The sequence below is a fragment of the Lichenibacterium ramalinae genome, assembly GCF_004137085.1.
In the GTDB taxonomy this organism is placed as follows: domain Bacteria; phylum Pseudomonadota; class Alphaproteobacteria; order Rhizobiales; family Beijerinckiaceae; genus Lichenihabitans; species Lichenihabitans ramalinae.
Genome location: NZ_QYBC01000009.1, coordinates 84,261 through 107,555 on the forward strand (window position 1 = coordinate 84,261; position 23,295 = coordinate 107,555).

Here is a 23,295-nt window from a genome sequence, read left to right on the forward strand (position 1 = left end):
CGGCGGCTTTCGCCGACCCGAAGACATGATAGCCCTGGGAAGTCCCGGAGTCGTTGTGAGCCAGGCCGAGACCGACGGAGGACTGGCCTCGATCGAACGCGAGTCCGAGGCGACACTGGCCTCACCCGGCACGGTTGCCGGGATCATCGCGGCGGAGCACGAGGGCGTCGATGCCGTGGCGATCGATTGCATGGAGGATCCCGGCCTGCGCCAGGGCTGCGGAACGGTCTCTGTCCCGGTGCTCGGCCCTGGGCAGACCGGCATGTTCGTCGCCGCGATGCTCGGTCACAATTTCAGTGTCGTCACCGAGCTTTCTCGTCCGCGGCCGAGGCTTGAGAAGACTGCGGCGCTGGCGGGTCGTCCACCAGGCTTGCCTCCGTGCGCGCGGTCGACATCCCCGCGCCGGCACTGGACGTCGACCTCGAGCGAACCGAGCCGATGCTGGTCGCGGAAGCCGTCGAAGCCGTCAAGCAAGACGGGGCCGAGGCGATCCTCTTCGGAGGCCCGGGGCTGCTCGGTTGCGCAACCGCTGTGCGGGAAGGATCGCTGGCCCACGGCATCGGTGAGACCGTCATTGATCCGATTGCCAACGCCGTGGCGGTCGCAGCCGCCATGACGCGCGTGGGTCTCGCGCAAAGCAGGCCGACTTACGCGATGCCTCCCGCAAAGGGGTCTGTCGGGTACCCCGGCATCGCGTTGCCCTTCGGCATCGGCGGCCGGCATGTTCGCCATCGTGCTCGTGGCCCTGTCCACGATCGCGACCTCCCGCCTCATCAGCTTCAAGCGCATGTTCGGCGCCTGAGCGTCCCGTCCACCGGAGCCTGCCCATGACCGAGAGCACGATGCCCCCGTGTTTCAGCCGCCGTCGGGCGCTCAAGCTGGGGGCCGGCACGATAGCCGCCCTGCCACTCTTCAACATCAACCATGCCTGGTCGGCGGACGTGACCTATGATGGCGGCATCTTCGACGCCGGTGGGGCAACGCTGAACGTCGCGGAATGGGGCGGCTTCTGGCAGGAGTTGGTCCGCAAGCTGATGGTCAACGACTTCGAGAAGCAGTTCAACTGCAAGGTCGCCTGGGATTCGGCCTTTCCCTGGTTCCCCAAATTCGTGGCGAACCCACGGGATAAGCCGCCCTTCGCGATCGTGAACTGGAACTATGCGGAAATGTTCAGGATCGCCAAGGCGGGCGACTACTTCATGCCGTTGGGCGAAGTCATGGCGAACGTACCCAACAGTCAGAACGTGTGGCCCTTCGCGACGGCCAACAAGGTCGGCATCACCTGGGCCTATGCGCGCTATTGTTACGCCTACGGCACCGACATGGCGGCCCCGCCGCCCACCAGATTCGCTGACTTCTGGGACGCGCGTTACGCCGGCAAGCGCGGCACCTACATCACGTCCAATACGCTGCAGATGGATTTTTTCCTCGCCGCCTGCAAAGTCTTCGGCAAGGACCAGTACGATCTCGACGCCGGCTACGACGCCATGAAGCGGGCCTCGCCGTTGAAGATCAGCGATTTCACGGGCAACATGCAGGCGCTGCTGGAGCGTGGCGAGGTCGCCATCGCGATGCAGGACGATGGCGAGGCCTACCTGCAGGCCAAGAAGGGCATCAAGGTCGCCGCCATGGTGTGGGACGAAGTGAAGCCGATCCTCACCCAAACGAAGACGGTCAGCCGCTACGCCGACCCGGTGCAGAAGAAGCTGGCCTTGGCCTACCTCAACCGCACGCTCGACCCGAGCTTCCTCAACGCGTTCGCGGAAGCCTTCCATTACGCGCCCGTCACCAAGGACGCCGTGATCCCCGCGACACACTACCATTCATACCGGACCACCTAGAGCCGTCGCCGCTCGCCTTGGCTCGCGACTTCAGCCCTAATGCCCTGTTTTTGCGAGCATCTTCACGCGATCAGGTGACTCGACCTGATCGCGATCTGCTCTAGTGGGGGCCGATCACCGCCACGAAGGCGCGGGCGCGGGCGACGTCGGCGTCGGTCAGCCCGTGGCCGGCCGGCAGCACCGCGTGCTCGACCTCGGCCCCTGCCGCCGCGAGGTCCCGGGCGAGCCGCTCCGCCTGGGCCGCCGGCACGATGGGATCGGCCCGCCCCGACAGGATCAGCACGGGCGTGCCGGCGAGGGCGGCGGTCGGCGTCTCGGCGAAGGGCACCATCGGCCGCAGCAGCACGGCCCCCGCCAGGGTCCCGGGCGAGAGCAGCAGCGTGGCGGCCGCGATGTTGGCGCCGTTGGAGAAGCCGAGCGCCAGCGGCGCCGGGATGCCGTAGCGCCCTCGCGCCGCCGCCACGAAGCCGGCGAGGTCGAGGGCGCGCCGGCGCAGGTCCGCCTCGTCGAAGACGCCCTCGGCCAGGCGGCGGAAGAAGCGCGGCATGCCGTTCTCCAGCACGGCGCCGCGCGGCGACAGCAGCGCCGCGCCCGGCGCCACGGCGCGGCCGAGGGGCAGGAGGTCGGTCTCGTCGCCGCCGGTGCCGTGCAGCAGCAGCAGGGGGCGGGTCCCGTCACCGGGCTCGAACTGGTGGAGGAGGCCAAGGGTGTCAAGGGTCATGGCGGGCTCCCGAAACGATGGCGCAGGGGCCCGGCGCGACAGGCCGCGCCGGGGGTGGGTCGTGTCAGGCGACCGCGGGCAGCGCCGTCTCGATGCGGGCGCGGTGCGGCTCCAGGCCGGGCGGCAGCTTCAAGGCTTCGCCCAGCGCCTCCACGGGCTCGTCCACGGCGAAGCCGGGCGCGTCCGTGGCGATCTCGAACAGCACGCCGCCGGGCTCGCGGAAGTAGATCGAGCGGAAATACTGCCGGTCGCGCTGCTCGGTGGCGACGAGGCCGTGCGCTTCGGACAGGCGGCGCGCCATGGCGGCCTGGGCGGCGTCGTCGGCCGCCCGGAAGGCGATGTGGTGGACGGATCCCGCCCCGGTCCGGCCGGGAAGGAACTCACCCACGGCGCGCAGCGTCACGACGGCGCCGAGGGGGGCGGTGCCGGCATAGCGGGTGGCGGAGCCCTCGCGGCCGGCTGCGACGAGGCCGAGAACGTCCGTCAGCACCGCGGCGGTCGGGCCCGCCTCGGCGAGCAGCAGCGTGACGCCGTGCAGGCCGCGGATGGCGTGTTCGGCCGGCACGTCGCCGCCGCCCCGGGCCGAGGCCTCGCCGCCATCCGTGCCCCCATCCGTGCTCCCAGCGACGCCGACCAGCGCCAGCGCCATGCCGTCCGGGTCGCGGAAGCGCAGGGTGGGTTCCCCGAAGACCTGCACGAGGGCCTCGTGCGGCACGCCCCGCGACACGAGGCGGTGCGTCCACCAGCCGATGGCGGCGCGCGGCACGCGGAAGGCGGTCTCCTGCGTCTCGCCGAGCCCGACGCGGCCGGGCGCCGCGTGCTCGACCGGGAAGAAGGTCAGGATGGTGCCGGGGCGGCCGGTCTCGTCGCCGTAATACAGGTGATAGGTGCCGGGGTCGTCGAAGTTGACGGTCTTCTTGACGAGGCGGAGCCCGAGGACGCGCCTGTAGAAGTCGAGGTTGCGGGCGACCGGGCCGGAGAAGGCCGTGACGTGGTGGAGGCCGGATGCGGACATGGTGACAGCTCCTGGACGGCGAGGGCGGCGCACCGCGCCTCGCCCGTGACGGCAATCTGGGGCTTGCCGGCCCGTTCGAAAACCGAAACGATGGAAACTCATCGTTTCCCGGACCGACCATGCGCCTGCCCGACTTCGATGCCTGGGCCATCTTCGCCAAGGTCGCCGAGACCGGCTCCTTCGGCCGGGCCGCCGCCGACCTCGGCCTGTCGAAGGGGACGGTGTCGAAGGCCGTGGGGCGGCTCGAGGCGCGGATCGGCGCCCGCCTGTTCCACCGCACCTCGCGCAAGCTCGCCCTCACGGTCGCCGGCGAGGAGGCCCGCGAGGGCGCGGCCCGCCTGCTCGCCGCGGGGGAAGCCGCCGAGGCGCGGGCCACGGCGGCCAGCGCGGCGCCGCGCGGGCTCGTTCGGCTCGCCGCCCCCATGTCGTTCGGCGTGCAGCATGTGGCGCCGCTGCTGCCGGACTTCCTGGCCCGCCACCCCGCCGTCTCGGTCGACCTCCACCTCAGCGATGCCGTCGTCGACCTCGTGGGCGAGGGTTTCGACATCGGCCTGCGCATCGGGGCGCTGCCGGATTCCTCGCTGCGCGCCCGCCGCCTCTGCGCGGTGCGCCGCTCGCTGGTGGCGACGCCCGGCTACCTCGCCCGGCACGGCCGGCCCGCCCGCCCGGAGGACCTCGCCGGCCATGCCTGCCTGGGCTACGCCTACCTGCCCGAGCCCGACCGCTGGCGCTTCCGCGACCCTGCCGGCGTCGAGGCCCTGGTGGTGCCGCGGGGGCCGATGCGGGCCAACAACGCCGACGCCCTGGCCCCGGCGGTGCTGGCCGGGCTCGGCCTCGCCGTGCAGCCCGACTTCCTGACCTGGGCCGACCTCGAGGCCGGGCGGCTGGAGCGCGTCCTGCCGGGCTGGTCGCTGCCCCCGATCGCCCTCAACCTCGTGACCCCGCCCGGCGAGCCCCGGCCCGCCCGCGTCACGGCGCTCCTGGCCTTCCTCGGCCAGGCGCTCGCGGCGGCGCCCTGGGCGGCCCCGCAGGAGGGGTGAGGGAGCCTGCCCGGTCCCCGGCTCCGAAACGGGAAACGCCGGCCGGACCTCCATGGGGGAGATCCGGCCGGCGTCATGGGCGGGCCGATGGCCGGGCTGACAGCCCGGGCCCGTCGTCCTACTCGGCGGCCTGGCGCAGCGCGCTGCCGGTGGGCACCTCGGAGATCGTCTTCAGGATCTGCGAGGCGATCTGGTAGGGGTCCCCTTGGGAGTTCGGGCGGCGATCCTCGAGATAGCCCTTGTAGCTGTTGTTGACGAAGCTATGGGGCACGCGGATCGATGCGCCGCGGTCCGCCACGCCGTAGGAGAACTTGTTCCAGGGCGCCGTCTCGTGCTTGCCGGTCAGCCGCTTGTCGTTGTCGGGGCCGTAGACGGCGATGTGGTCGTGGAGGTTCTTGTCGAAGGCCTTCATCAGGGCCTCGAAATAGTCCTTGCCGCCGACCGTGCGCATGTACTCGGTCGAGAAGTTGGCATGCATGCCCGACCCGTTCCAGTCCGTGTCGCCGAGCGGCTTGCAATGGTACTCGACGTCGATGCCGTAGCCTTCGCAGAGGCGCTGCAGCAGGTAGCGGGCGACCCACATCTCGTCGGCGGCGCGCTTGGAGCCCTTGCCGAAGATCTGGAACTCCCACTGGCCCTTGGCCACCTCGGCGTTGATGCCCTCGTGGTTGATGCCGGCGTCGAGGCACAGGTCGAGGTGCTTCTCGACGATCTCGCGCGCGACCGGGCCGACGTTGGAATAGCCGACGCCCGTGTAGTAGGGGCCCTGCGGTGCCGGATAGCCGCTCTCCGGGAAGCCGAGCGGGCGACCGTCCTTGTAGAAGAAATATTCCTGCTCGAAGCCGAACCAGGCGCCCTCGTCGTCGAGGATGGTGGCGCGCTTGTTGGACTCGTGCGGCGACCCGTCCGGCAGCATGACCTCGCACATCACGAGGATGCCGTTCTTGCGGGTGCTGTCGGGGAAATGGCTGACGGGCTTGAGGACGCAGTCGGAGCTGCCGCCCGGGGCCTGCTTGGTGGACGAGCCGTCGAAGCCCCACAGCGGGAGCTGATCGAGCGTCGGGAAGGCGTCGAAGTCCTTGAGCTGCGTCTTGCCGCGGAGGTTCGGGACCGGCGTGTAACCATCGAGCCAGAGGTATTCCAGCTTGTACTTCGTCATTGCGTTCCTCTCATCGGTGCGACGCAGCGGGGCCAGAGGCGGGCTGCCGAGGCGATCGGCCTCTTCAGGGCGTGAGCGCCTAAGCATCTCCTATGCCAGATGCCCGGCGGGCGGCCCGCCGGCGACCGTGTCCGGCCGCCGCCCATCCTCGACCGTCGACGGCCGGCGCCCCCCGCCGCGTCGCCGGGCACCGGCCCGCGGCTGGCGGGCGGGCAGAAGCGCCGCGCCGGCGCCGCGCGACCGGGCAGGCCGCGCGAGTTTTGCACACGAAATGGGCAGAATGCCCGCGGTCAGCCGAAGATCGACCATCCCATGCGCCGGGCGAGGCGCTCCAGCGCGATCCGGCCGAGATGCGAATTGCCGGCGGCGTCGAGGCCCGGCGCCCAGACGGCGATGGAGGCCCGGCCCGGCGCCACCGCCAGGATGCCGCCGCCGACGCCGCTCTTGCCCGGCAGGCCCACGCGATAGGCGAACTCGCCCGAGCCGTCGTAATGGCCGCAGGTCAGCATCAGGGCATTGATGCGGCGGGCCCGCTCGGCCGACACGACCGAGAAGCCGGTCTCGGGGTCCCGCCCGCCATGGGCGAGGAACAGCCCCGCGGTGGCGAGCTGCCGGCACGACATGGCGATGGCGCAATGGTGGAAATACACGCCGAGCGTGAAGTCGACCGGGTTCTCGGTGACGCCGAAGGACCGCATGTAGTTGGCGAGGGCCGTGTTGCGGAAGCCGGTGCGCTTCTCGGAGGCCGCCACGGCGGCGTCGATGGTGACAGTGGCGTCGCGCGACAGGAACTGCATGAAGCGCAGGATCTCGCCGAGCGATTCGCGCGGCTGGTGGCCCGAAACGATGACGTCCGTGACGGCGATGGCGCCGGCATTGATGAATGGGTTGCGCGGCACCCCGCGTTCCCGCTCGAGCTGGACGATGGAGTTGAACGGGTTGCCGGAGGGCTCGCGGCCGACGCGCCGCCACAGCCGGTCGCCGATCATGCCGAGCGCCAGCGTGAGGGTGAAGACCTTCGAGATGCTTTGGATCGAGAAGGGCAGGTCGCCGTCCCCCGCGACCGCGGCCGCGCCGTCCGTCCCCACCACGGCGATGCCGAACTGGCCGGGATCGACGCGGGCGAGTTCGGGGATGTAATGGGCCACCTCGCCCCGGTCGCTCCGCTGCGCCATCTCGGCGGCGATCTCCTGGACGACGGCATCGAGGTCGGGCACGCGATTCACCTGGAGCCGGAGGGCAGGGCGGCGCCATGCTCGGCTGCGGCGGCGAGGCGCGTCAATCCCGGCGGCGGCGGGGCCTCGGCCCCGCCGCGCCTCCGGGCCCGGGCGGGGCGCTTGTCGTCGGCCCACCCGCGTCAGCCCGGCGCCGTCGTCACCCCATGGCGTGGCCGGCGAGCAGCTTCTCGATCTGGGGGATCGGGTGGTGGGTGTAGTCCTTGGGGATCTCGCACACGACGCGCTTCTGCGCTTCCGGCGACAGGTCGCGGCGGATCTCGGCGAGGCACTTGGGCGGCGCCACGATGACGATCTCCTTGAAGCCGTTCTCCTGCGCGGCGGCGTTGATGCGCCCGGCCACGTGGGCGGCGAAGCGATCCTCCTCGACCTGGTGGAAATCGGTGCCGCCCATCGAGCCGCCGCGGTTTCCCATTGGCGAATGGCCCCGTCCCGGCGCGTCGCTGCCCTGGTCGCGGGTCGCCGGGTTGTGCTTCTCCTCCACGTCGAGGCGGCGCAGGTTCATCAGTTCGTCGTCGCCCTCGTTGTGCAGGAAGAGGGCCTTCTTGCCGTCGCCGACCATGACCCAGGCGCCGTAATGGACCTTGAGCGTCGTCATCTCCGACCTCGTCTCGGGTTGGGCCGAGGCGCCGTCGCGGGGGCCAAAACCCCTCCGGCGCCGCCTCCTGCCGTTGCGGGTAGGCCACCAACGGCCGGCCGCGACGATTGTTCACCCGGGGCCCGGCCGTCACCCGGCCGTCGCCCGGCCGTCACGGGCGGCGTCGCGCCCCGACCGGGCCGGCGACGCCCTCCGAGGCGCCGGGAACGAGCTCGCACCACAGCACGCGCGCCGCATCCACGGGGCCGGGCATCTGCAGGCGCCCGGGCGGGACGCGGGTGAAGCCGAAGCGGCGGTAGTAGGGCTCGTCGCCCACCAGCAGCACCAGGGCGTGGCCGGCGGCGCGGGCGGCCTCGAGCGAGCGCGTCACGAGCCCGGCCGCGATGCCGCGCCCGCGGAACGCCGGATCCACCGTCAGCGGCCCCAGCATCAGCGCCGGCGTGTCGCCGATGCCGAGCGGCGTCATGCGGTTGGCCCCGACGAGCAACGTCGACACCCGGGCGACGCAGCACAGGTCCCAGTCGGGCGCGGCGATCTCGCGCAGGCGATAGGCGGTGCGGGCGAAGCGGCCGGGCCCGAAGGCCCGTTCGGCCAGGCGCTCGACGGCGGGCGCGTCCCCGGCGGCTTCGCGCACGACGACGACGGACAGGCTGAGGGACGGCTCGGTCATGGTCCGCTTATACAGCGCCGGGAAGCGTCGTCGAGCGTCGGGCATTTTAGCAAGCGTCGATTAAGCCTCACACCGCAAACATCTACGGCCCGCCGTCCTGCCCTGCTATACGGCAGCATGAATGTGTCACCGCCGAGAGAGCCACCATGCATGCTCAAGTCGAGGCGGTTCGGACCCCGCGTATCGCCGGCGCCGACGCCGGCGTTCGACCGGTGGCGTTCGCCGCCGTCTGCCTTGCGGCGATGCTCGTTCTTGCCATCAAATACTATCCCCTGAGACCGACGACCTTCGTCCTCGGCCAATATTTGTGGACCCTCGAGGTCGGCAATATCCGCCGCACCGTGGTGTCGACGCTGGCCGGGCTGGCCTGGGGCCACGACCCCGCGCGGTTCCTGCCTGTCGTCGACCTCGTGTCGCTGGTCGAGATGGCGGGCCTCGCCGTGGCGCTCGCCTGGGGGGCGCTGCGGCTGGCCGGCCGACCGGTCGCCAGGCTGGCGCTGCTGCTCGTCCTGTGCTCGGGCGCCGCGTCCCACCTGCTGGCGACGCGCGGCTCGCAGGACGGTTTCGCCGTGCTGGTGCTGGTCGGCTTCGCGGCGGCGCTCCATGCCCGCCATGCGCTCGCGGCGGCGCTGCTCGGCGCGCTGGCGGTGGCGGTCCACGAGGCCTCGATCGTCTACATCCTGTCGCTCTGCGGGCTCCACCTGCTGCTCAGCGATGTCGGCCCGCGCACGGGCTGGCGCGAGATGGCGTGGCGCTTCGCCGATCCCGACATCCGGCCCACGCTGGCGGGAGCCGGAGCGGCGGCCGCCATGGTGGTGGCCGTCATGGCCGGGACCCATCTCCCGGCGGCCCTCGTCGACGAGGTGTGCCGCGCCAATGCCTGGATCGCCTCCGCCGGAAGCCTCGACACGGTCCGCAACGTGCCTGCCGAGACCCGGGCGCAGGACTGGGCGGAGAGCTGCGGGCTGCAGTTCAAGGCCTTCGCCAGCACGCCGGGCTTCGTGCTGCGCTCCGTTCCCATCGGTGCGCTCTTCGCCCCCGTGGCGCTGGTCGCGCTGGCGCTGACGCTCCGGGCCAGGTTGACGGCGACGCTGCGGCTCGGCATCGCGGCGAGCCTGTTCCTGCCGGCGCTCCTGCCCTTCGTCGCCACCGACGTCACCCGGTTCTGGAGCTACATGAACCTCACGGCGCTCTATGCCGTGGTGCTGCTGGAGCCCCACCTGCAGGGCTTCGGCCGGGTGTCGCCCCGCGCGCTCGTCGGCGGCGTCCTGGCGCTCTGGACGCTGGTCGCCATCGGCATCGACCAATGGCCCACCGGCTGGCCGCAGCCGCCGAGCGCCCTGCCGGAGGCCGTGGCCCTGCGCCTGCCGACCTTCCGCGACGCGCTCTGCGCGGCCTCGCAGCGGGGCGTCTGCGGGCGGCCCGTGACGGATTTCCGCTGAGATGACCCGAACCGCCGCCGCCGGACGGGACCCAATCGAGAAGGACCGTTCCATGCCCCAGCCCGCGATCCTGCCGGCCGCCACGCGGAGGGGACACTACGTCGCCGTCCTCTACGTGCTCTTCGCCCTGCTCTCGACCGCCATGAACCTCGGCACGCAGCAGATCGCCGTGATGGCGCTGACGGGCCGGGTCGGCCCCGTCCTGCCCCTCTCGCTCCTGGCCGGCACGGCGACGGGCTTCGTGGCCAAATACCTCCTCGACAAGCACTTCATCTTCTTCGACCAGTCGTCGGACGGCCGGGAAGAGGCCCGCAAGGTCGTGCTCTACGGCCTCTTCAGCGTCTTCACGACGCTGCTGTTCTGGGGCATGGAGATCGGCTTCCTCAGGCTCTTCGGCACCGTCGCGGCCAAATACACCGGCGCCGTCGTCGGCATCGCCCTGGGCTACGCGGTGAAGTTCCTGCTCGACCGCCGCTTCACCTTCACGGGCGCGCAGCGCTGAACCGCCGCCGCGCTACCAGTGCGGCGCGGGGGGACGGCCGTCGCGCATCTCGGCCAGCCGGGCCCGCGTCGCCGTCGTGGTTCCGGCCGGCAGGGCGTCGAGCGGGTGGAAGCCGGCCTCGTCGATCTCGAGATCGGGCGCGCGGAGCCCCAGCACCCTGAAGTCCCGCACGCGGAACACCGCGACATGGTCGCGCCGCGAGCCCGCGCGGTTGAAATAAAGGCCGAAGAGCTCCGGTGCCCCGGCGATCTCGACCGCGCATTCTTCCCGCACCTCCCGCACCACCGCCTCGCCGACGGTTTCGCCGGCCTCGACGCCGCCGCCCGGCAGGTGCCAGCCCGGCACGTAGGAATGGCGCACCAGGAACACCTCGGGCCCGCCGATGCCGTCCCGCAGCAGCGCGGCCCGCACGCCGAGCGTCAGCGGCCGGGTGAAGCGCGCGCCCGCATGGATCAGCCAGGGCATCATCCGCTGCGCCAGGGGCGGCAACCGCATGCTCCATCCCATGACCACCCTTCCCGCGATTCGCCCGATGGCGCGATGGTGGACCATCGCGTGGGTGCCCGCCAGGGCGGGTGGGGCGGTGGGGCGATGCGCTTCGCGGCTTGACGGGGCCGGGGGCACGGGCGACAGGGTGGCGCCGTGAGCTATCTCCTCGCCCATCTCTCCGACGCCCATATCGGGCCCCTGCCGCGACCGCGGACGCGCGATCTCCTGGGCAAGCGCATCACCGGCTTCGTCAACTGGCGCAAGCGCGGGCGGCTGCACGACATGGCGGTGCTGGCCGCGATCGTCGCCGACCTCAAGGCGCAGACGCCCGACCACGTCGCCATGACGGGCGACATCCTCAACCTCGGCCTGCCGAGCGAATTCCCCTTCGCCCGGGCCTGGCTGGAGCAGCTGGGCCCCACCGGGGACGTCAGCTTCGTGCCCGGCAACCACGACGCCTACGTGCGCTCCTCCATGCCGCATCTCGCCACCACCTTCGCGCCCTGGGTGGCGGAGGTCGGGGTGGTCGACGGCATGCCGTTCGCCTTCCCGTACCTGCGGCGGCGCGGACCCCTGGCGCTGATCGGCCTGACCTCGGCCATCCCGACGGCGCCGCTGCTGGCGTCGGGAGCGCTCGGGGCGGCGCAGCGGGACGGGTTGGCCCGGCTCCTCGACGAGGCCGGGGCGGCGGGCCTGGTCCGCGTCGTGATGATCCACCATCCGCCGCACGTGCGGGGCGCCAAGCGCGGCCGCGGCCTGCGCGACGCCGGCGCGCTCGAGGCCATCATCGCCCGCCACGGCGCCGAACTCATCCTGCACGGCCACAACCACCGCAGCTCGGTGGCGCACCTGCCCGGGCCGGGCGGCCCCGTGCCGGTCGTGGGCGTGCCGTCCTGCTCGGCCGTGCCGGGCACGCACGGCCATCTCGCCGCCTACCACCTCTACAGCTTCGCGCCGCGGCCGGACGGCGGCTTCGCCGTCACGGCGGAGCGCCGGGGCCTCGCGGCGGGGCGGGACGGCATCGGCCCGCTCGGCTCCCTGCCGCTGTGACGCGCGCCGGCCCTCGCCGGGCCGGCGTCAGATGAAGTCGAAGTCCAGAGCCTCGAAGCGGGACACGGCGAGCGGGGCGACGGGCTCGGCCCGCAGATCGCGCGTCTGCAGCACCATGGGCGAGGGCCGCAGCCGTTCCGGCAGCAGCAGGCCCGGCCGCGGCACGGTCCCGTTGAGCCCGGCATAGACGAAGAGCGGTCGGCCGTGCAGCCGACACGCCGCCGACACCGCCGCCGCGACCTCGCCGCGCCGCGGCACCGTTCCGGGCCGTGCCAGCAGGGCGCAGATCATCGTGTGGGGCGCCCGGCCCTGCCGCCGCGGGGCCGACACCAGGAGCAGGTTCCGCCCGGCATGCACGGCATAATCCGCCCCCGGCTTGCCGATGCGCGCCCAGAGCCGGAGCGCGGTCCACAGAAGGCCGTCCCCGTCGCCGCCGCAGAAGGGCTCCAGGATGGCCCGGCCGCGGTCCGGGTCGAGCTCCGCCACCCTGTGGCTGGCGACGCCGTGCCAGGGGCGCGGCAGGCCCGCCAAGCCGACCCGGATGTCGAGCCGGGCCGCCTCGGCGAGCTTGAGGTAGCGGGTGTTGACGCCCGCCGCCTTCACGTTCGGGACCGCGACGATGAAGCCGATGCCGCGTTCGAGGCAGAAGGCCTCGACGGCGCCGTAGAGCGCCGCCATGGCGGCGCGGGAGCGGAAGGCCTTGAGGATGAAGAGGTCGACCAGCGCCACGGCGCTTTCGCGGCGCCCCGCCACCACCAGCGTCTGGTGGACCAGGGCGATGTGGCCGACCTTGCGGGCGCCCGCATGGGCGGCCAGCACCGTGGTGCCGTCGGAGAAGGCGGTCTCGTAGAGCCAGCGCAGCACGTCGGCCCGGAAGGCGCCGGGCGCGACGCCGAAGCCTTCGGCGGCCAGGGCGGCCGTCTCGTCGTAATCGCGGGCCGTCTCCAGCGCGATGGCGAGGTCCGCCGGGCGCGGCCGCCGTCCTCGCCCCGTCGCCGCTTGCCCCGTCGTCTCCTGCCCCGTCGCTTCCTGCCCGGTCGCTTCCTGCCCGGCCGACCCGCGATCGTCCGGCGCATCGGTGGCGGCGGTCCGGCCCGCCGGGCCGGTGCGGCCCTCGATGCCCATGGGGCCCTTGGTGCCGATGAGGCCCTTGGTGCCGATGAGGCCGGCGGGCAAAAATCGCGCGAAACGGCCGGGCTCCAGCCCGGCGGCGCGGCTCGGTGAAGGCGACATCCTCCGCAACCCCCATCGCGCCTCGAATCTCGATCGGGGCGGGCGCGTCGTCGGCCGATAAGTCACCCTGCCGGATTCGACTGAAGGATTGTTGAACGCCGGCGCGCATTCCGCCGTCGATGCGGCCCGCAGGTCCCAGCAGGTCGCCGCAGGCCGGTCAGAGCCGTCCGAAGACCTGGTTGAACGCCAGCCAGGCGAGCGCGCCGAGCGTCACCAGCCCGAAGCCGTCGACGACGAGGCGCAGCCCCGCCGAGGCGACACGCAGGGCCCGGCGGGCGGGCCGCGGGCGTGGTGCGCCGGGCCCGGCGCGTCGCGGGGCGGGCGCAGGAGCCTCGGGGTGGGCCAGCGAGGCGAGGAACTGTTCGCGCTCGACCAGGCGGCGCGCCACATAGGCGGTGACGGCCGCCACCGTGGCGGTGACGCCGTCGCCTTCGTGCAGCACGGTCCGGGCGTGCCGCCGGTCCTGCACGAAGCGGTAGGTGCGCCGGTCCCGGCCCATCTCGACGAAGGCCACCATGTCGATGAAGAGCCGGGGGTGGTCGCCCGGCACGAGCCCGGCGTCGAAGAGCTCCACCTCGGGCGGCACCGCCGCCAGCACCGGCTCCAGCATCTCGCGCAGGAGTTCGAGCCGGGCGATCTCGGCCTCCCTCAGGTCCCCGAGCGCCTGGGCGCGGTCTGCCACCTCCACCCGCGCGGCCCGGATCGCCGCCGCCAGGCAGGGCGACGTGGGGCCTCCCAGGCCCGGCTCGTTCTTCCCGAACGGAAAGGCGGGCCGGAGCGGCAGGGCGGGATCGCGCTGGCCGTTCGACGCGCCCCCGCTCGGGCGCGACGGGTCGGCGTCGCGGGCGTCCGTCCTGTCCGCTTCGGCGCCACGCTCGTCCATGCCGGTCCCCTGGCGACGCCTCGGCCCGCCGACGACGGCGCGTCGGCTGGCCCTTCCGGGCGCCAGCCTATCACGGTCCCGCGGGTGGGCGTCAGCTTCGGCGGCGCGTCAGCCCGCCGCCACCGCCGCCAGCAGGTCCTTCAGCGTCGCCGCCGCGCCCCGGTCCTTGATGGAGGCGCGGTAGGCGGCGTAATCGGCGACGAAGCCCGGGTGTTCGGCCACGCCCCAGCCCTTGAAGGCACCGAGGCCGAGGCCCTTGGCGAGGTCCGGGTCGGCGGCGAGGGCGCGGTCGGCCTCGCCCACCATGGGCTCCACCACGGGGAAGTGCTCGCCCTTGTCGTCGACGCCGCGCAGATATTCGGTGAAGCAGGCGAGCAGGAAGGCGATGCGCCGGTGGTCGCCGCCGGCCTTCACCACGTCGCGCGCCGTGTCCTGCACGAATTGCGGGAGCTTGGAGGCGCCGTCGGAGGCGATGCGCAGCAGCTGGTCGCCGATGGCGGGGTTGCGGTAGCGGCTGAGCAGCTGGTCCTTGTACTGGCCGACCGACATGGAGGGCGGCGCGTCGAGCAGCGGGCCGGCGTCGCGCGACAGGAACTGTTCCAGCAGCGTGTCGACCAGCGGGTCCTGCATGGCGAGGTGGACGATGCGGTGGCCGAGCAGGATGCCCGGGAAGGTCATCATGGAATGGGACGCGTTGAGCATCCGGAGCTTGACCTGCTCGTAGGCGTCGACGGCGTCGGTGAACTCCACGCCGACCCGCTCCAGTTCCGGGCGGCCGTTGCAGAACCGATCCTCGACGACCCACTGGATGAAGTCCTCGGCGAAGATCGGGGCGGCGTCGTCGAGCCCGGTCTCGGCGTTGAGCCGCGCCTTGTCGGCCGGGCCGACCGCCGGGGTGATGCGGTCCACCATGCAGGACGGGAAGGCGACCTCGGCCTCGATCCAGCCGGCGAGGTCGGCGTCCTTGGCGCGGGCGTAGCTGAGCAACGCGTTCTTCACCACGCCGCCGTTGTGGCGCAGGTTGTCGCAGGACAGGACCGTGAAGGGTCTGGTGCCGGCGGCGCGGCGGCGGCGCAGCGCTTCCGTCATCACGCCGAAGGAGGTGGCGGGCAGGCCGCCGGCGAGGTCCCGGGCGACGGCCGGGTCGTCGAGCTTGAAGCGGCCCTTCTCGTCGATGTTGTAGCCGCCTTCCGTCACCGTGAGGGTGACGATGCGGATGGCGGGATCGGCGAGGCGCGCCAGCACGGCCTCGGGGTCGGCGGGGGCGTGGAGGTATTCGACGATGGAGCCGACGACCGCCACCTCGGGCGTGCCCTCGGGCGGATAGGCGACGAGCGAATAGAGCCCCTTCTGGCCCTGCAGGGCCTGCGCCTTGGCGCGCTCGCCCTCGACGTCCATCAGGCCGATGCCGAGGATGCCCCAGCCCTCGTGGCCCGGCAGCGCCAGCACCTTGTCCATGTAGACGGCCTGGTGGGCGCGGTGGAAGTTGCCGACGCTGAGATGGGCGATGCCGGCCGTGACCTTGGACCGGTCATAGGCGGGGCGCCCGACCGAGGCCGGCAGGGACGACAGGGTGGCGGGATCGATCACGTGGGCCTCGCTCGACGGGCGTCGGGGACGCGGCGCGACGGGCCGGTCATGATCCTCGCCGGCCCCGCCGCGTCCCCGCGCGGATTGGGCCGGGAGAGTGCATCGCGGGACGGGCGCGCGCAAGGGAGGCGGTCGAGCGGTCGAGGCTACTTTTCCCTCGCCGGGCGCCCGCCGGGACCGCTAGGAATGGCTGGGCCTTCCCGACCGACCCGGGCGGACGAGGGGGTGACGATAGGGAGCTTTGCCTTGAACACCGTCGAGATCGACAAAGCTGTATCGACGCCCGCCGAGCAGCATATCGGCCGCTACTTCCATGATGATGACGGCCGCCCGCAGAGCTCATTCGAAGCCTACAACTCGATGTCGACAGCTTGCCAGGGGACGAAACAGGCCAGGTCGGCACTGTGACCCTCGGTGGGGGCGGTACGGCCGATACCCGCACAGCGGCGCTCATCGACGACTTGCGAAAGTTACCGGCGGAGACCTCGTGGGTCGAGTTCAAGGAGAACAACACCGATCCACAGATGATCGGGAAGCTGATCTCCGCTCTTTCGAACGCGGCGCGTCTAGCCGACCAGCACTTCGCCTATCTGATATGGGGCGTTCGGGATGAGGATCACGCGGTTGCTGGAACGAGCTTCGAGCCCACCCGCCAGATGCAGCAAGGGCAGCCACTCGAACTCTGGTTGGGTCAGCGCCTCCAGCCTGACATCGCGTTTTCCTTCAGGTCGGTTCATCACGATGGGGCGAGGCTCGTCCTGCTGGAAATTCCGGCGGCGGGGACCAGCCCGGTCGAATTCGAGCGCATTGCTTACATCCGCATCGGCAGCGCGACGCCCCGGCTCTCCGACCATCCGGAGCGCCTGAAGGCGCTTTGGGCGAAGCTGCAGCCCTATGTCTGGGAGAGCGGGGACACGGTGCAGTTTCTCACTGGTGACGAGGTTCTGGCGCGGTTGGACTACCCGGTCTACTTCGAACTGATGGGACAGCCGCTGCCGGACAACCGGAACGGCATCTTCGACAGGCTCGTGGCCGACCGCCTCGTGCGCAAGGACGTCGGCGGCCACTGGAACATCACCAACCTCGGCGCCATCCTTTTTGCGAGGCGGTTGGGCGAATTTCCGCCCGCGATAGCTCGCAAGGCGGTCCGTCTCGTTGCCTATGGTGGGCTGAATCGAGCCGCGACGGTGACGCACAGGCTGGATGGACAGAAAGGATATGCCAGCGGCTTCGATGGCCTGCGTGACCATATTGATGGGTTGCTGCCGCAGAACGAAAGGATCGGCAAAGCCTTCCGTGAGGCGGTACCGCTCTACCCATCGATCGCCATACGCGAACTTATCGCGAATGCCCTGATCCACCAGGATATGACGATCACCGGTGCCGGCCCGTTGGTCGAGTTGTTCGCGGACCGCGTCGAGATTACCAATCCGGGGCGGTCCCTGATCCCTCCCGAACGGTTTCTGGACTCCCCTCCACGTTCTCGCAACGAGGCGCTCGCATCCCTGATGCGCCGCATGAACATTTGCGAGGAACAGGGAACCGGGATCGACAAGGTGCTCGTCGCTGTCGAACAGCATCACCTGCCGCCGCCCGACTTTCGCAACGAGGGCGAAGCCGTGCGGGTCGTGCTCTATGCACCCCGGCGCTTCGCCGACATGACACCAGAGGAACGCGTCCGTGCCTGCTACCAGCATGCGGGCCTGAGGTATGTCAGCGGCCAGCGCATGAAGAACGCGACGCTCTGTGAGCGCTTTGGCATCGATCCACACAATGCCGCCCAGGCTTCGGGCGTCATCCGACAGTCGCTCGACGCCGGCCTCATCCGTCCTGCCGATGCGGCGCATCCGAGGGCGGGCTACGTGCCATCCTGGGCCTAGATCGCCAGGGCACGGGTTCTTGACCGGGTTTTGACGATTGGCGGCGGGCAACACGGAGGACATCAATCGAACCTGCGCCAAATCAATGGCTTATGCCGCCGTGATGATCCCCTTTGTTCTTGATCGTGTTTTGATCGTCGGCCGAGAGCCGGCCGTCCGTCCGGTACGAGGGCCGCCCGGAGTTCACTCCATCCCGGCGATCCGCCATATCGCCGAGGTCGTGTGGTCCCATCTGTGGAGCCTGTCGCCGATCTTGCTGCAGCACGCGTCGGGCGACATGGACCCGGTGTCGACCTCCAGGTCGTAGAGCCCCGGATCATGCACCTCCGTCTGCCAGGCGAGAATCGACGCCGGGATGCCGCCGTCGCTGCAGGCCCGGTCGTAGACGCCCTCCTGTCCGGCCTCTGGATCGGCCCGACGCTCCAGGATCGCGGGCCGCGGACACCGACGAGCAGCACGGGCAGGCCGACCAGCCGGCGGGCACTGTGCTGCAGGATGTGGAGGCGTTCCGAATGGGCGTCGTGATGGCCGATGTCGACCACGACGTCGAGGCCGACGCGGCTATGGGCAGCGATGGATTCGTAGAGCCCCGCAAAGAGCAGCGGCAGGTGACGTTCGATGTCTCGCCGTTCCCCGCCAGGACGGAGGCCGATCGCGGGTTGCAGCCAGTCCGGTGCGGCGTGGCGATAGATGTCTACGCCGAGGTTGATCCAGACCCCGTCGAGCCGGCGCTGGATGGCTCGGGCGATGCTGGTCTTCCCCGAGCGGGGTGCGCCGTTGAGAATGACGATGCGTCCCGCCATGTCGTCTTCCCCGGCCGCATCGGGCGCAAGGGCCCTCGACGGGGCTCGGCGCCGGTCCCCGCATCATCGGCAGTCTCGGCCTCATGACAAGGAGTGACGGCCCTGTCGTGCCAAGCCTGCCGTCATGGGCGCTTCGCATCCTGATCGCATCGCCGTGGCGGCCCGAACCCGGTGCGCCGGCGGGGCCGCCCGTCCCGTCCCGGCCCCCTCACCCTTCGAGGTCGTGCTCGATGTTGGCGAATTCCTGCGGCGCGGTCTTCTTCAAGTAGAGGAACCACGCCCCGCCGCCCCCCATGTAGAGGGCGAAGAGGTAGGGCAGCAGGTTCATCGGATAGTCCGGCACGGGGTAGAGGCTGCCCCAGATGACGAAGAGCATCAACACCACGCCCACGACGCTCGACACCACATGTTGCGCCTTGAGTTCGCCGCTGCGCCTGAGATCGAGCGGCGCCACGATGCAGACCAGCAGGTAGACGACCAGGAAGCCGAAGGTCGCCACCGTGCCGGCGTCGCCGAAGGCGTCGATGGGGCTCAGCGGCGTCAGGGCGAGCGTGATGGCGAGCGTCGCCAGCAGGCCGACCAGCACGGCGCGGTGCGGGGTCCGGTGCTCGGCATGGACCTCGCCCACCGCCGCGCCGAAGAACCGGAAGCGGCCCATGCTGAAGATCAGCCGGGAGCCGGCGTTGATGCAGGCGAGCGCGCAGGCGAAGCCGCTGATCATGGCGGCGGCATAGACGATCGTGGCGGCCCACGGCATGCCGGCATGCGCCGTGATCTCGGCGAAGGGCGAACTCGATTTGGCGATGATGTCGGCGTTGCCGTCGAGCGCCAGCACCATGAAGTAGCTGGCCAGCACGAAGAACGATCCGACCAGGGCCGCGCTGAGCATCACGGCGCGCGGCACGTTGCGGCCGGGGTCGGCGGTCTCCTTGGCCAGCGTCGCCGAACTCTCGAAGCCCACGAAGCTGAAGACCGCGAAGGTGAGGGCCGAGGTCACGCCGCCGAGATGGATGTTGGCGGGGGCGAGTTGCGTCGCGTCGAGGAGGCTGCCGTGGCGGGCCGTCACGACCGCGATGATGACGACGATGATGGCGATCGACAGGCCTTCGAGGTAGAGGCCGATCCGCGACGACAGCTTGATGTCGCGATAGGCCGAATAGCCCACCAGGGCCAGGAAGGCCGGCATCAGGATCCAGGCCGGGGGCGTGAGCCCGGCGAGCCCGAGTCCGGCCAGGACGTTGCCGAGGAAGATGCCGAGGCTGATGGTGACGGCCACCGCCGTGAGCAGGTAGGCGGCGATCATCGACCAGCCCGCCATGACGCCCGCGAAGGGGCCGAGCGTCCTGCCGATGTAGATGAAGAACGAACCCGACAGCGCGTGGCGCCGGGCCAGCACGTTGATGTTCGCCGCCACGACGAGCATCGCCACGGTGGCGACGAGATAGGCCAGCCAGGACGACGGCCCGGCCAGGCCCGCCACGACCGTGATGTTGATGGCCGGGGTCAGCGTGGGGGCGATGTTGGCGATGGATTGGCTGAGGCTCTCGAGCGGCGTCAGCGTGCCCTGCCGCAGACCCGCCCGGAGCGGGGCGGCCGGCGCGAAGGCGAGGGTCTCGGTGCTCGAACTCATGGCTCTCGTCTCCCTGCGGGTGGGGATCAGCTCTTGCGGCAGCAGGAGGCGGCCGCCTCCGCGCCGTGGAGGCGGCTCGCCGCATTGACCTCGGGGGCGAGGTCGATGGCGGGGTTGGCGTCGAAGAAACCGGACGGCATCAGCTTGAAGCCGGCGTTGATGCAGGGCTGCACCGGGAAGTCCTCGGGCCGCGGCAGGTGGTGCAGGCCGAAGACGTGCCAGAGCACCAGGCGCTGGTCCGCGATGGATCGGCCGCGGGCCGCCATGTCGGGCAGGCCGCCCGCGCCCGTGGAGCGGTTCATGAACTCGCCGCCGGGGTAGCGCTCCTCGGGATCGTAGGCCGTGACCCAGAGGTGGTTTTCCATGAAGGCCGCCCGCCGCCCGGAGGGCGAATCGGGCCGGACGAAGGGCGTGATGACGCTGGTGGGGGCCAGCTTGTAGCCGACGGGCCGCCCCACGGCGTTCGTTCGGGACGGGTTGACGACGCGCCAGTAGCGCTGGCGGGCGAAATCTGCGCGACGGCCCCCGTCCCGCCCGTCCTCCAGCGGCCGTTCGCGCACGAAGAAGGCGTTTCCGTAGGGGTTGGCGTCGTCGGCCTCGGCGAAGGTGTCGCATTCCAGCACGGTGTTGTTCGGGCCGTCGAGCGCCGGCTCCAGCCGCGCCACGAAGGCGTGCTGGTGGATCTGCCCTTCGACGCCGGGCGCGACCTCGGCACCGTATTTCGACGGCGCACCGGGATGGCATGCCACCGTGTTGACGATGCCGGTGGCCTTCATCTCGAATTCGATCTCGCCGTCCTGGCGGAACGACCAGTAGGAGGCGTATTCGTAGTTCCCGACCGTGCAGATGCAGGAGACGACGAGGCGGCGGCCGCGGCGCGTCTCGGCGCGCTCTGTGCGGAAGTCCCAGTGCTTCCAGAGCAGGCCCGCGTCTTCCTCGTGGATGCAGATGGCCTTCTCGATCGTCACCACGTCTCCCCGCATGGTGCCGAGGTGGGCGTCGAGATAGGCGATGTGGCCGAGGCAGTCGCAGCCGAGCTTCAAGGAATTGGCGAGCTTGCCGAGCCCGTATTCGCCGATGTCGAAGACGTTCTTGCGATGGTGGGCATTGTGGGGGGAGCCGTAGGGCACCACCATCTCGACCAGCGAGGCACGGTTGAAGAGCGGCCTGCCGTCGTAGCGGATGTCGTGCAGCGTGATGGCCTCGCGGGCGTTGAAGCCGATCGCCATCGACCACTTGTCCCAGGCGATCGCGTGACCCTCGAGCGTGAAGCTCGCGCCCTCGGGCTGGACGACGTCGAGGGGTTTCAGCCCGGGGCGGAACGCCGTCCGGAACTGGCTCTCGTAGTTCACCTCGCCCATCGGCACCGGCACGACGCCGTAGTCGTCGACCCGCAGCACGCGCTCCGCCTTGAGGTCGACGACGGCGTTGAGCCCTTCGATGGGATGGGCGTAGAGGTTGTCGTTCTCGCGGGTGCGCAGCCAGCAGAACGTGTGGGCCAGATGGAGCCCGTCCTCGTCCGGCGGGCCTGCACTGCCGGCCGACCAGGGATCGACGCAGACGAGGCTCATGTCGGCGATGCCGCGCTTGGCGCAGGCCGCGACGAAGCGGGGGTCGGCGCAGACCAGCGCCTCGATCGTCATGAACTGTTCCAGCTGGATCATGGGCCGGGCCCCGGCCGCGAAGCGCCGGGTCATGACCTGTCCCGCGTCGAGCGAGACCGTCAGCTGCCACACCCCGTGCTCGCTGTTGCGGAAGATGTTGACCCGCGCCGACCGCGAGGGCGCCGGGTCATCGACCTGCGGTTCCTGGAGCTCGATCGTCTCGAAGAGGACGTCGTCGCCGAATTCGGCGTCCCGCCGCACGATGGCGACCGCGCGCCGGAGTTCGGCCGGCGTCAGTGGGGCGAAGGGGTGACGATGCGGGATGCGCGCGCCATCCGGCTCCACCGGGCGGTCCAGAACCTGATCCATGTCGGCCTCGATCGTCGTTCCCGTCACCGATGCCGCAACGAAGCGGCGGCTTCGGCTCGTGGACAGCTTCGTGTCGCGGAGCGCCATACATTCGGCATCGGCCCGCCCTGGAAGGACGGACCGGAGCGCGATCCGACTGCACACTAGACCCGTCTCGACCCCGTCGACTTGACATTTTGCACGCCTCTTGCATGGCGTGCTCTACCGAAGACAGTAGAGGCGATGGTGGCGCGGCTCGATCGGGAGGCATGATCGATGACGATTTGGGCATTACAGCGAGAGCTATGGCGTTGTTCTCGGCATGCTGCCTGCGGCCGCCACCCCGTCGAGCCGAGATCCGGGCGCCGCCGAGGCCCGTGGCAGGGCGCGTGGCAGGACGCGTGGCAGCCGCGGCAGGGCGCGACCGCGGCCCCTGGCCGGCGATGACGAGGGCCGTGGCAGCCGCACCCGCCGATGCGGGCCCGCGGGTCAGGGCCGCCGCCACTGCCGGGCTCTGCGCCGCGATCCGCCGGGCGGGTGCCGAGCCGGGGCCGCTGCTCGACCCGCTCAGCGTGTCGGAAAGCGCCATCGATGCCGAGCCGCTGTCCTGGCTCGACCTCGCCGGCTACTGCCAGCTGCTGGAGCAGGCGGCGAACCGCTGCGGCAACGCCACGCTGGGCTGGGACCTCGGCCTCGCGCAGGGGGGCGGCCTGCTCGGCGAGGTGGCGGAGGTCGTCGACACGGCCCCGACCCTGGCGGCGGGCCTCGCCATGGCGGCGCACTGCTTCGCCGCCCTGCAGGAGCAGACGCTGGTGGCGTTGGAGCATCGGAACGGCGGGGCCGTCCTGTCCTACCAGATCCGGGACGGGCGCATCCTCCGCCGGCGCCAGGACGCCGAGCTGAGCCTCGGCGCGTTGATCGGGCTGGTGCGCCGCACGCTCGGCCCGCACTGGCGACCCGAGGAGATCCACCTCGAACACGACGCGCAGGGCGGGCGGGTGTGGCCGGCCAGCCTGCACGCCACGCCCGTCTATGGGGCCCAGCGCGTCAACGCCATCGTGCTGTCGGGGCAGGCCCTCGCCACCGTCATGCCGGGGGCGGATCCTTGCCGCCAGGCCATGGCGCTGCGGCGCATCGCGGGGCGGCTGCGGGAGCAGCGGCAGGAGGACTTCATCGGCCTGGTCCTCCAGCAGATCAGGGACGCCCTGGTCGACGGCAAGCCCGGCATCGCGCCCGTCGCCCGCCGTCTGGGCCTGTCGGGCCCGGCGCTCTACCGCAAACTGTCCGCCTGCGGGGTCGACTATTCCGATCTGCAGCGCGACCTGCGGCGGGAACTCGCCCTCGGCCGCCTCGCCGAACCGAGCGTTCCCCTGACCGACATCGCGCTCCGCCTCGGATACTCCGAGCTCAGCGCCTTCAGCCGGGCCTTCCGGTGCTGGACGGGCCTGTCGCCCCAGGCCTACCGTCATCGGGGCTTCGCGTCGTGATGGCATCGCGGCGGCGGCCCGACACCGAGAAGCCGGCCGCGCCGCCCGTCCCACCCCGGAGCCTGCCCTGACCCG

General features: G+C 71.2%; 22 protein-coding genes and 2 pseudogenes. 11 read left to right on the top strand and 13 right to left on the bottom strand.

Annotated elements, in window-relative coordinates; genetic code table 11:
- Positions 1 to 25 precede the first annotated feature (25 nt).
- From D3272_RS27920 to D3272_RS12065, 3 genes and pseudogenes are all read left to right on the top strand, one after another.
- A pseudogene (locus D3272_RS27920) lies at positions 26 to 292 on the top strand (aspartate/glutamate racemase family protein); the annotation flags it as partial.
- A gap of 86 nt (positions 293 to 378) precedes the next feature.
- Positions 379 to 831, top strand: a complete 453-nt coding sequence (locus tag D3272_RS27925) for a hypothetical protein (protein ID WP_245496534.1) — start codon at positions 379 to 381, stop codon at positions 829 to 831.
- On the top strand, positions 828 to 1,841 hold the full coding sequence (locus D3272_RS12065; protein ID WP_129219426.1) for a type 2 periplasmic-binding domain-containing protein: 1,014 nt from the start codon (positions 828 to 830) through the stop codon (positions 1,839 to 1,841). The genes D3272_RS27925 and D3272_RS12065 overlap by 4 nt, the downstream gene beginning before the upstream one ends.
- Before the next feature lie 100 nt (positions 1,842 to 1,941).
- Here the strand turns inward: D3272_RS12065 and D3272_RS12070 are convergent, their stop codons facing one another.
- Positions 1,942 to 2,562 (bottom strand): alpha/beta hydrolase, encoded by a 621-nt coding sequence (locus D3272_RS12070; RefSeq protein ID WP_129219427.1) that lies wholly within the window; start codon positions 2,560 to 2,562, stop codon positions 1,942 to 1,944.
- A gap of 64 nt (positions 2,563 to 2,626) precedes the next feature.
- Positions 2,627 to 3,577, bottom strand: a complete 951-nt coding sequence (locus tag D3272_RS12075; protein WP_129219428.1) for a VOC family protein — start codon at positions 3,575 to 3,577, stop codon at positions 2,627 to 2,629.
- Between the two features lie 119 nt (positions 3,578 to 3,696).
- Here D3272_RS12075 and D3272_RS12080 point away from each other — a divergent pair, with 119 nt between their 5' ends.
- On the top strand, positions 3,697 to 4,617 hold the full coding sequence (locus tag D3272_RS12080; RefSeq protein WP_129219429.1) for a LysR family transcriptional regulator: 921 nt from the start codon (positions 3,697 to 3,699) through the stop codon (positions 4,615 to 4,617).
- Positions 4,618 to 4,735: 118 nt separating this feature from the next.
- Here D3272_RS12080 and D3272_RS12085 read toward each other — a convergent pair whose 3' ends face one another.
- The 4 genes from D3272_RS12085 to D3272_RS12100 form a co-directional block, all read right to left on the bottom strand.
- On the bottom strand, positions 4,736 to 5,776 hold the full coding sequence (locus tag D3272_RS12085; protein ID WP_129219430.1) for a glutamine synthetase beta-grasp domain-containing protein: 1,041 nt from the start codon (positions 5,774 to 5,776) through the stop codon (positions 4,736 to 4,738).
- Positions 5,777 to 6,066: 290 nt separating this feature from the next.
- Entirely contained in the window at positions 6,067 to 6,993 is a 927-nt protein-coding gene (locus tag D3272_RS12090; protein ID WP_129219431.1) for a glutaminase, read from the bottom strand.
- A gap of 157 nt (positions 6,994 to 7,150) precedes the next feature.
- The gene (locus D3272_RS12095) at positions 7,151 to 7,609 is read right to left on the bottom strand and encodes a host attachment family protein (protein ID WP_129219432.1); all 459 of its coding nucleotides are present in this window, start codon (positions 7,607 to 7,609) and stop codon (positions 7,151 to 7,153) included.
- Positions 7,610 to 7,760: 151 nt separating this feature from the next.
- Positions 7,761 to 8,279: a GNAT family N-acetyltransferase gene (locus tag D3272_RS12100; protein WP_129219433.1), complete on the bottom strand. Its 519-nt coding sequence runs from the start codon at positions 8,277 to 8,279 to the stop codon at positions 7,761 to 7,763.
- A 242-nt stretch (positions 8,280 to 8,521) separates the two neighbouring features.
- Here D3272_RS12100 and D3272_RS12105 point away from each other — a divergent pair, with 242 nt between their 5' ends.
- A complete protein-coding gene (locus D3272_RS12105) occupies positions 8,522 to 9,721 on the top strand; it encodes a hypothetical protein (RefSeq protein ID WP_129219434.1) in 1,200 nt (399 codons plus the stop codon).
- Between the two features lie 52 nt (positions 9,722 to 9,773).
- Positions 9,774 to 10,223: a GtrA family protein gene (locus D3272_RS12110; protein ID WP_129219435.1), complete on the top strand. Its 450-nt coding sequence runs from the start codon at positions 9,774 to 9,776 to the stop codon at positions 10,221 to 10,223.
- 12 nt (positions 10,224 to 10,235) lie between these two features.
- On the opposite strand, the gene D3272_RS12115 is transcribed toward D3272_RS12110, so the two are convergent.
- Entirely contained in the window at positions 10,236 to 10,718 is a 483-nt protein-coding gene (locus D3272_RS12115) for an NUDIX domain-containing protein (RefSeq protein ID WP_129219436.1), read from the bottom strand.
- A gap of 147 nt (positions 10,719 to 10,865) precedes the next feature.
- Here D3272_RS12115 and D3272_RS12120 point away from each other — a divergent pair, with 147 nt between their 5' ends.
- Positions 10,866 to 11,762 (top strand): metallophosphoesterase family protein, encoded by an 897-nt coding sequence (locus tag D3272_RS12120; RefSeq protein ID WP_129219437.1) that lies wholly within the window; start codon positions 10,866 to 10,868, stop codon positions 11,760 to 11,762.
- Positions 11,763 to 11,789: 27 nt separating this feature from the next.
- Here D3272_RS12120 and D3272_RS12125 read toward each other — a convergent pair whose 3' ends face one another.
- From D3272_RS12125 to D3272_RS12135, 3 genes are all read right to left on the bottom strand, one after another.
- Positions 11,790 to 12,995: a hypothetical protein gene (locus D3272_RS12125; RefSeq protein WP_129219438.1), complete on the bottom strand. Its 1,206-nt coding sequence runs from the start codon at positions 12,993 to 12,995 to the stop codon at positions 11,790 to 11,792.
- A gap of 157 nt (positions 12,996 to 13,152) precedes the next feature.
- A complete protein-coding gene (locus D3272_RS12130; protein ID WP_129219439.1) occupies positions 13,153 to 13,878 on the bottom strand; it encodes a hypothetical protein in 726 nt (241 codons plus the stop codon).
- A gap of 108 nt (positions 13,879 to 13,986) precedes the next feature.
- The gene (locus tag D3272_RS12135) at positions 13,987 to 15,468 is read right to left on the bottom strand and encodes a mannitol dehydrogenase family protein (RefSeq protein WP_129219440.1); all 1,482 of its coding nucleotides are present in this window, start codon (positions 15,466 to 15,468) and stop codon (positions 13,987 to 13,989) included.
- Between the two features lie 246 nt (positions 15,469 to 15,714).
- On the opposite strand from D3272_RS12135, the gene D3272_RS27290 reads away from it, so the two are divergent.
- Genes D3272_RS27290 through D3272_RS28300 form a run of 3 tightly spaced genes read left to right on the top strand, consistent with a single transcriptional unit; the run spans position 15,715 to position 17,655 of the window.
- The gene (locus D3272_RS27290) at positions 15,715 to 15,876 is read left to right on the top strand and encodes a hypothetical protein (RefSeq protein ID WP_165361325.1); all 162 of its coding nucleotides are present in this window, start codon (positions 15,715 to 15,717) and stop codon (positions 15,874 to 15,876) included.
- Complete coding sequence (locus D3272_RS12140) at positions 15,873 to 17,348, top strand: ATP-binding protein (RefSeq protein ID WP_129219441.1); 1,476 nt, start codon at positions 15,873 to 15,875, stop codon at positions 17,346 to 17,348. Before D3272_RS27290 ends, D3272_RS12140 begins: the two co-directional genes overlap by 4 nt.
- A 37-nt stretch (positions 17,349 to 17,385) precedes the next feature.
- Complete coding sequence (locus tag D3272_RS28300) at positions 17,386 to 17,655, top strand: hypothetical protein (protein ID WP_342634177.1); 270 nt, start codon at positions 17,386 to 17,388, stop codon at positions 17,653 to 17,655.
- A gap of 26 nt (positions 17,656 to 17,681) precedes the next feature.
- On the opposite strand, the pseudogene D3272_RS28400 reads toward D3272_RS28300, so the two are convergent.
- The 3 genes and pseudogenes from D3272_RS28400 to D3272_RS12155 all read right to left on the bottom strand — a co-directional run.
- Positions 17,682 to 18,151: pseudogene (locus D3272_RS28400) on the bottom strand (phosphotransferase-like protein); the annotation flags it as partial.
- A gap of 208 nt (positions 18,152 to 18,359) precedes the next feature.
- Positions 18,360 to 19,781, bottom strand: coding sequence for an APC family permease (locus D3272_RS12150; protein WP_129219442.1), 1,422 nt, complete (start codon positions 19,779 to 19,781; stop codon positions 18,360 to 18,362).
- Between the two features lie 26 nt (positions 19,782 to 19,807).
- Positions 19,808 to 21,754 (bottom strand): primary-amine oxidase, encoded by a 1,947-nt coding sequence (locus tag D3272_RS12155; RefSeq protein ID WP_129219443.1) that lies wholly within the window; start codon positions 21,752 to 21,754, stop codon positions 19,808 to 19,810.
- A gap of 434 nt (positions 21,755 to 22,188) precedes the next feature.
- On the opposite strand from D3272_RS12155, the gene D3272_RS12160 reads away from it, so the two are divergent.
- Positions 22,189 to 23,220 carry a helix-turn-helix domain-containing protein gene (locus D3272_RS12160; protein ID WP_165361326.1) on the top strand — a complete coding sequence of 344 codons (1,032 nt, stop codon included), beginning with the start codon at positions 22,189 to 22,191 and terminating at the stop codon, positions 23,218 to 23,220.
- The last annotated feature ends 75 nt before the right edge of the window (positions 23,221 to 23,295 follow it).

Bases quoted from the DNA above. Each gene is read 5' to 3' on its own strand.
- D3272_RS12065 (WP_129219426.1), top strand. From the start codon at position 828: ATGACCGAGAGCACGATGCCCCCGTGTTTCAGCCGCCGTCGGGCGCTC.
- D3272_RS12070 (WP_129219427.1), bottom strand. From the start codon at position 2,562: ATGACCCTTGACACCCTTGGCCTCCTCCACCAGTTCGAGCCCGGTGAC.
- D3272_RS12075 (WP_129219428.1), bottom strand. From the start codon at position 3,577: ATGTCCGCATCCGGCCTCCACCACGTCACGGCCTTCTCCGGCCCGGTC.
- D3272_RS12080 (WP_129219429.1), top strand. From the start codon at position 3,697: ATGCGCCTGCCCGACTTCGATGCCTGGGCCATCTTCGCCAAGGTCGCC.
- D3272_RS12085 (WP_129219430.1), bottom strand. From the start codon at position 5,776: ATGACGAAGTACAAGCTGGAATACCTCTGGCTCGATGGTTACACGCCG.
- D3272_RS12095 (WP_129219432.1), bottom strand. From the start codon at position 7,609: ATGACGACGCTCAAGGTCCATTACGGCGCCTGGGTCATGGTCGGCGAC.
- D3272_RS12100 (WP_129219433.1), bottom strand. From the start codon at position 8,279: ATGACCGAGCCGTCCCTCAGCCTGTCCGTCGTCGTCGTGCGCGAAGCC.
- D3272_RS12105 (WP_129219434.1), top strand. From the start codon at position 8,522: ATGCTCGTTCTTGCCATCAAATACTATCCCCTGAGACCGACGACCTTC.
- D3272_RS12110 (WP_129219435.1), top strand. From the start codon at position 9,774: ATGCCCCAGCCCGCGATCCTGCCGGCCGCCACGCGGAGGGGACACTAC.
- D3272_RS12115 (WP_129219436.1), bottom strand. From the start codon at position 10,718: ATGCGGTTGCCGCCCCTGGCGCAGCGGATGATGCCCTGGCTGATCCAT.
- D3272_RS12125 (WP_129219438.1), bottom strand. From the start codon at position 12,995: ATGTCGCCTTCACCGAGCCGCGCCGCCGGGCTGGAGCCCGGCCGTTTC.
- D3272_RS12130 (WP_129219439.1), bottom strand. From the start codon at position 13,878: ATGGACGAGCGTGGCGCCGAAGCGGACAGGACGGACGCCCGCGACGCC.
- D3272_RS12150 (WP_129219442.1), bottom strand. From the start codon at position 19,781: ATGAGTTCGAGCACCGAGACCCTCGCCTTCGCGCCGGCCGCCCCGCTC.
- D3272_RS12155 (WP_129219443.1), bottom strand. From the start codon at position 21,754: ATGGATCAGGTTCTGGACCGCCCGGTGGAGCCGGATGGCGCGCGCATC.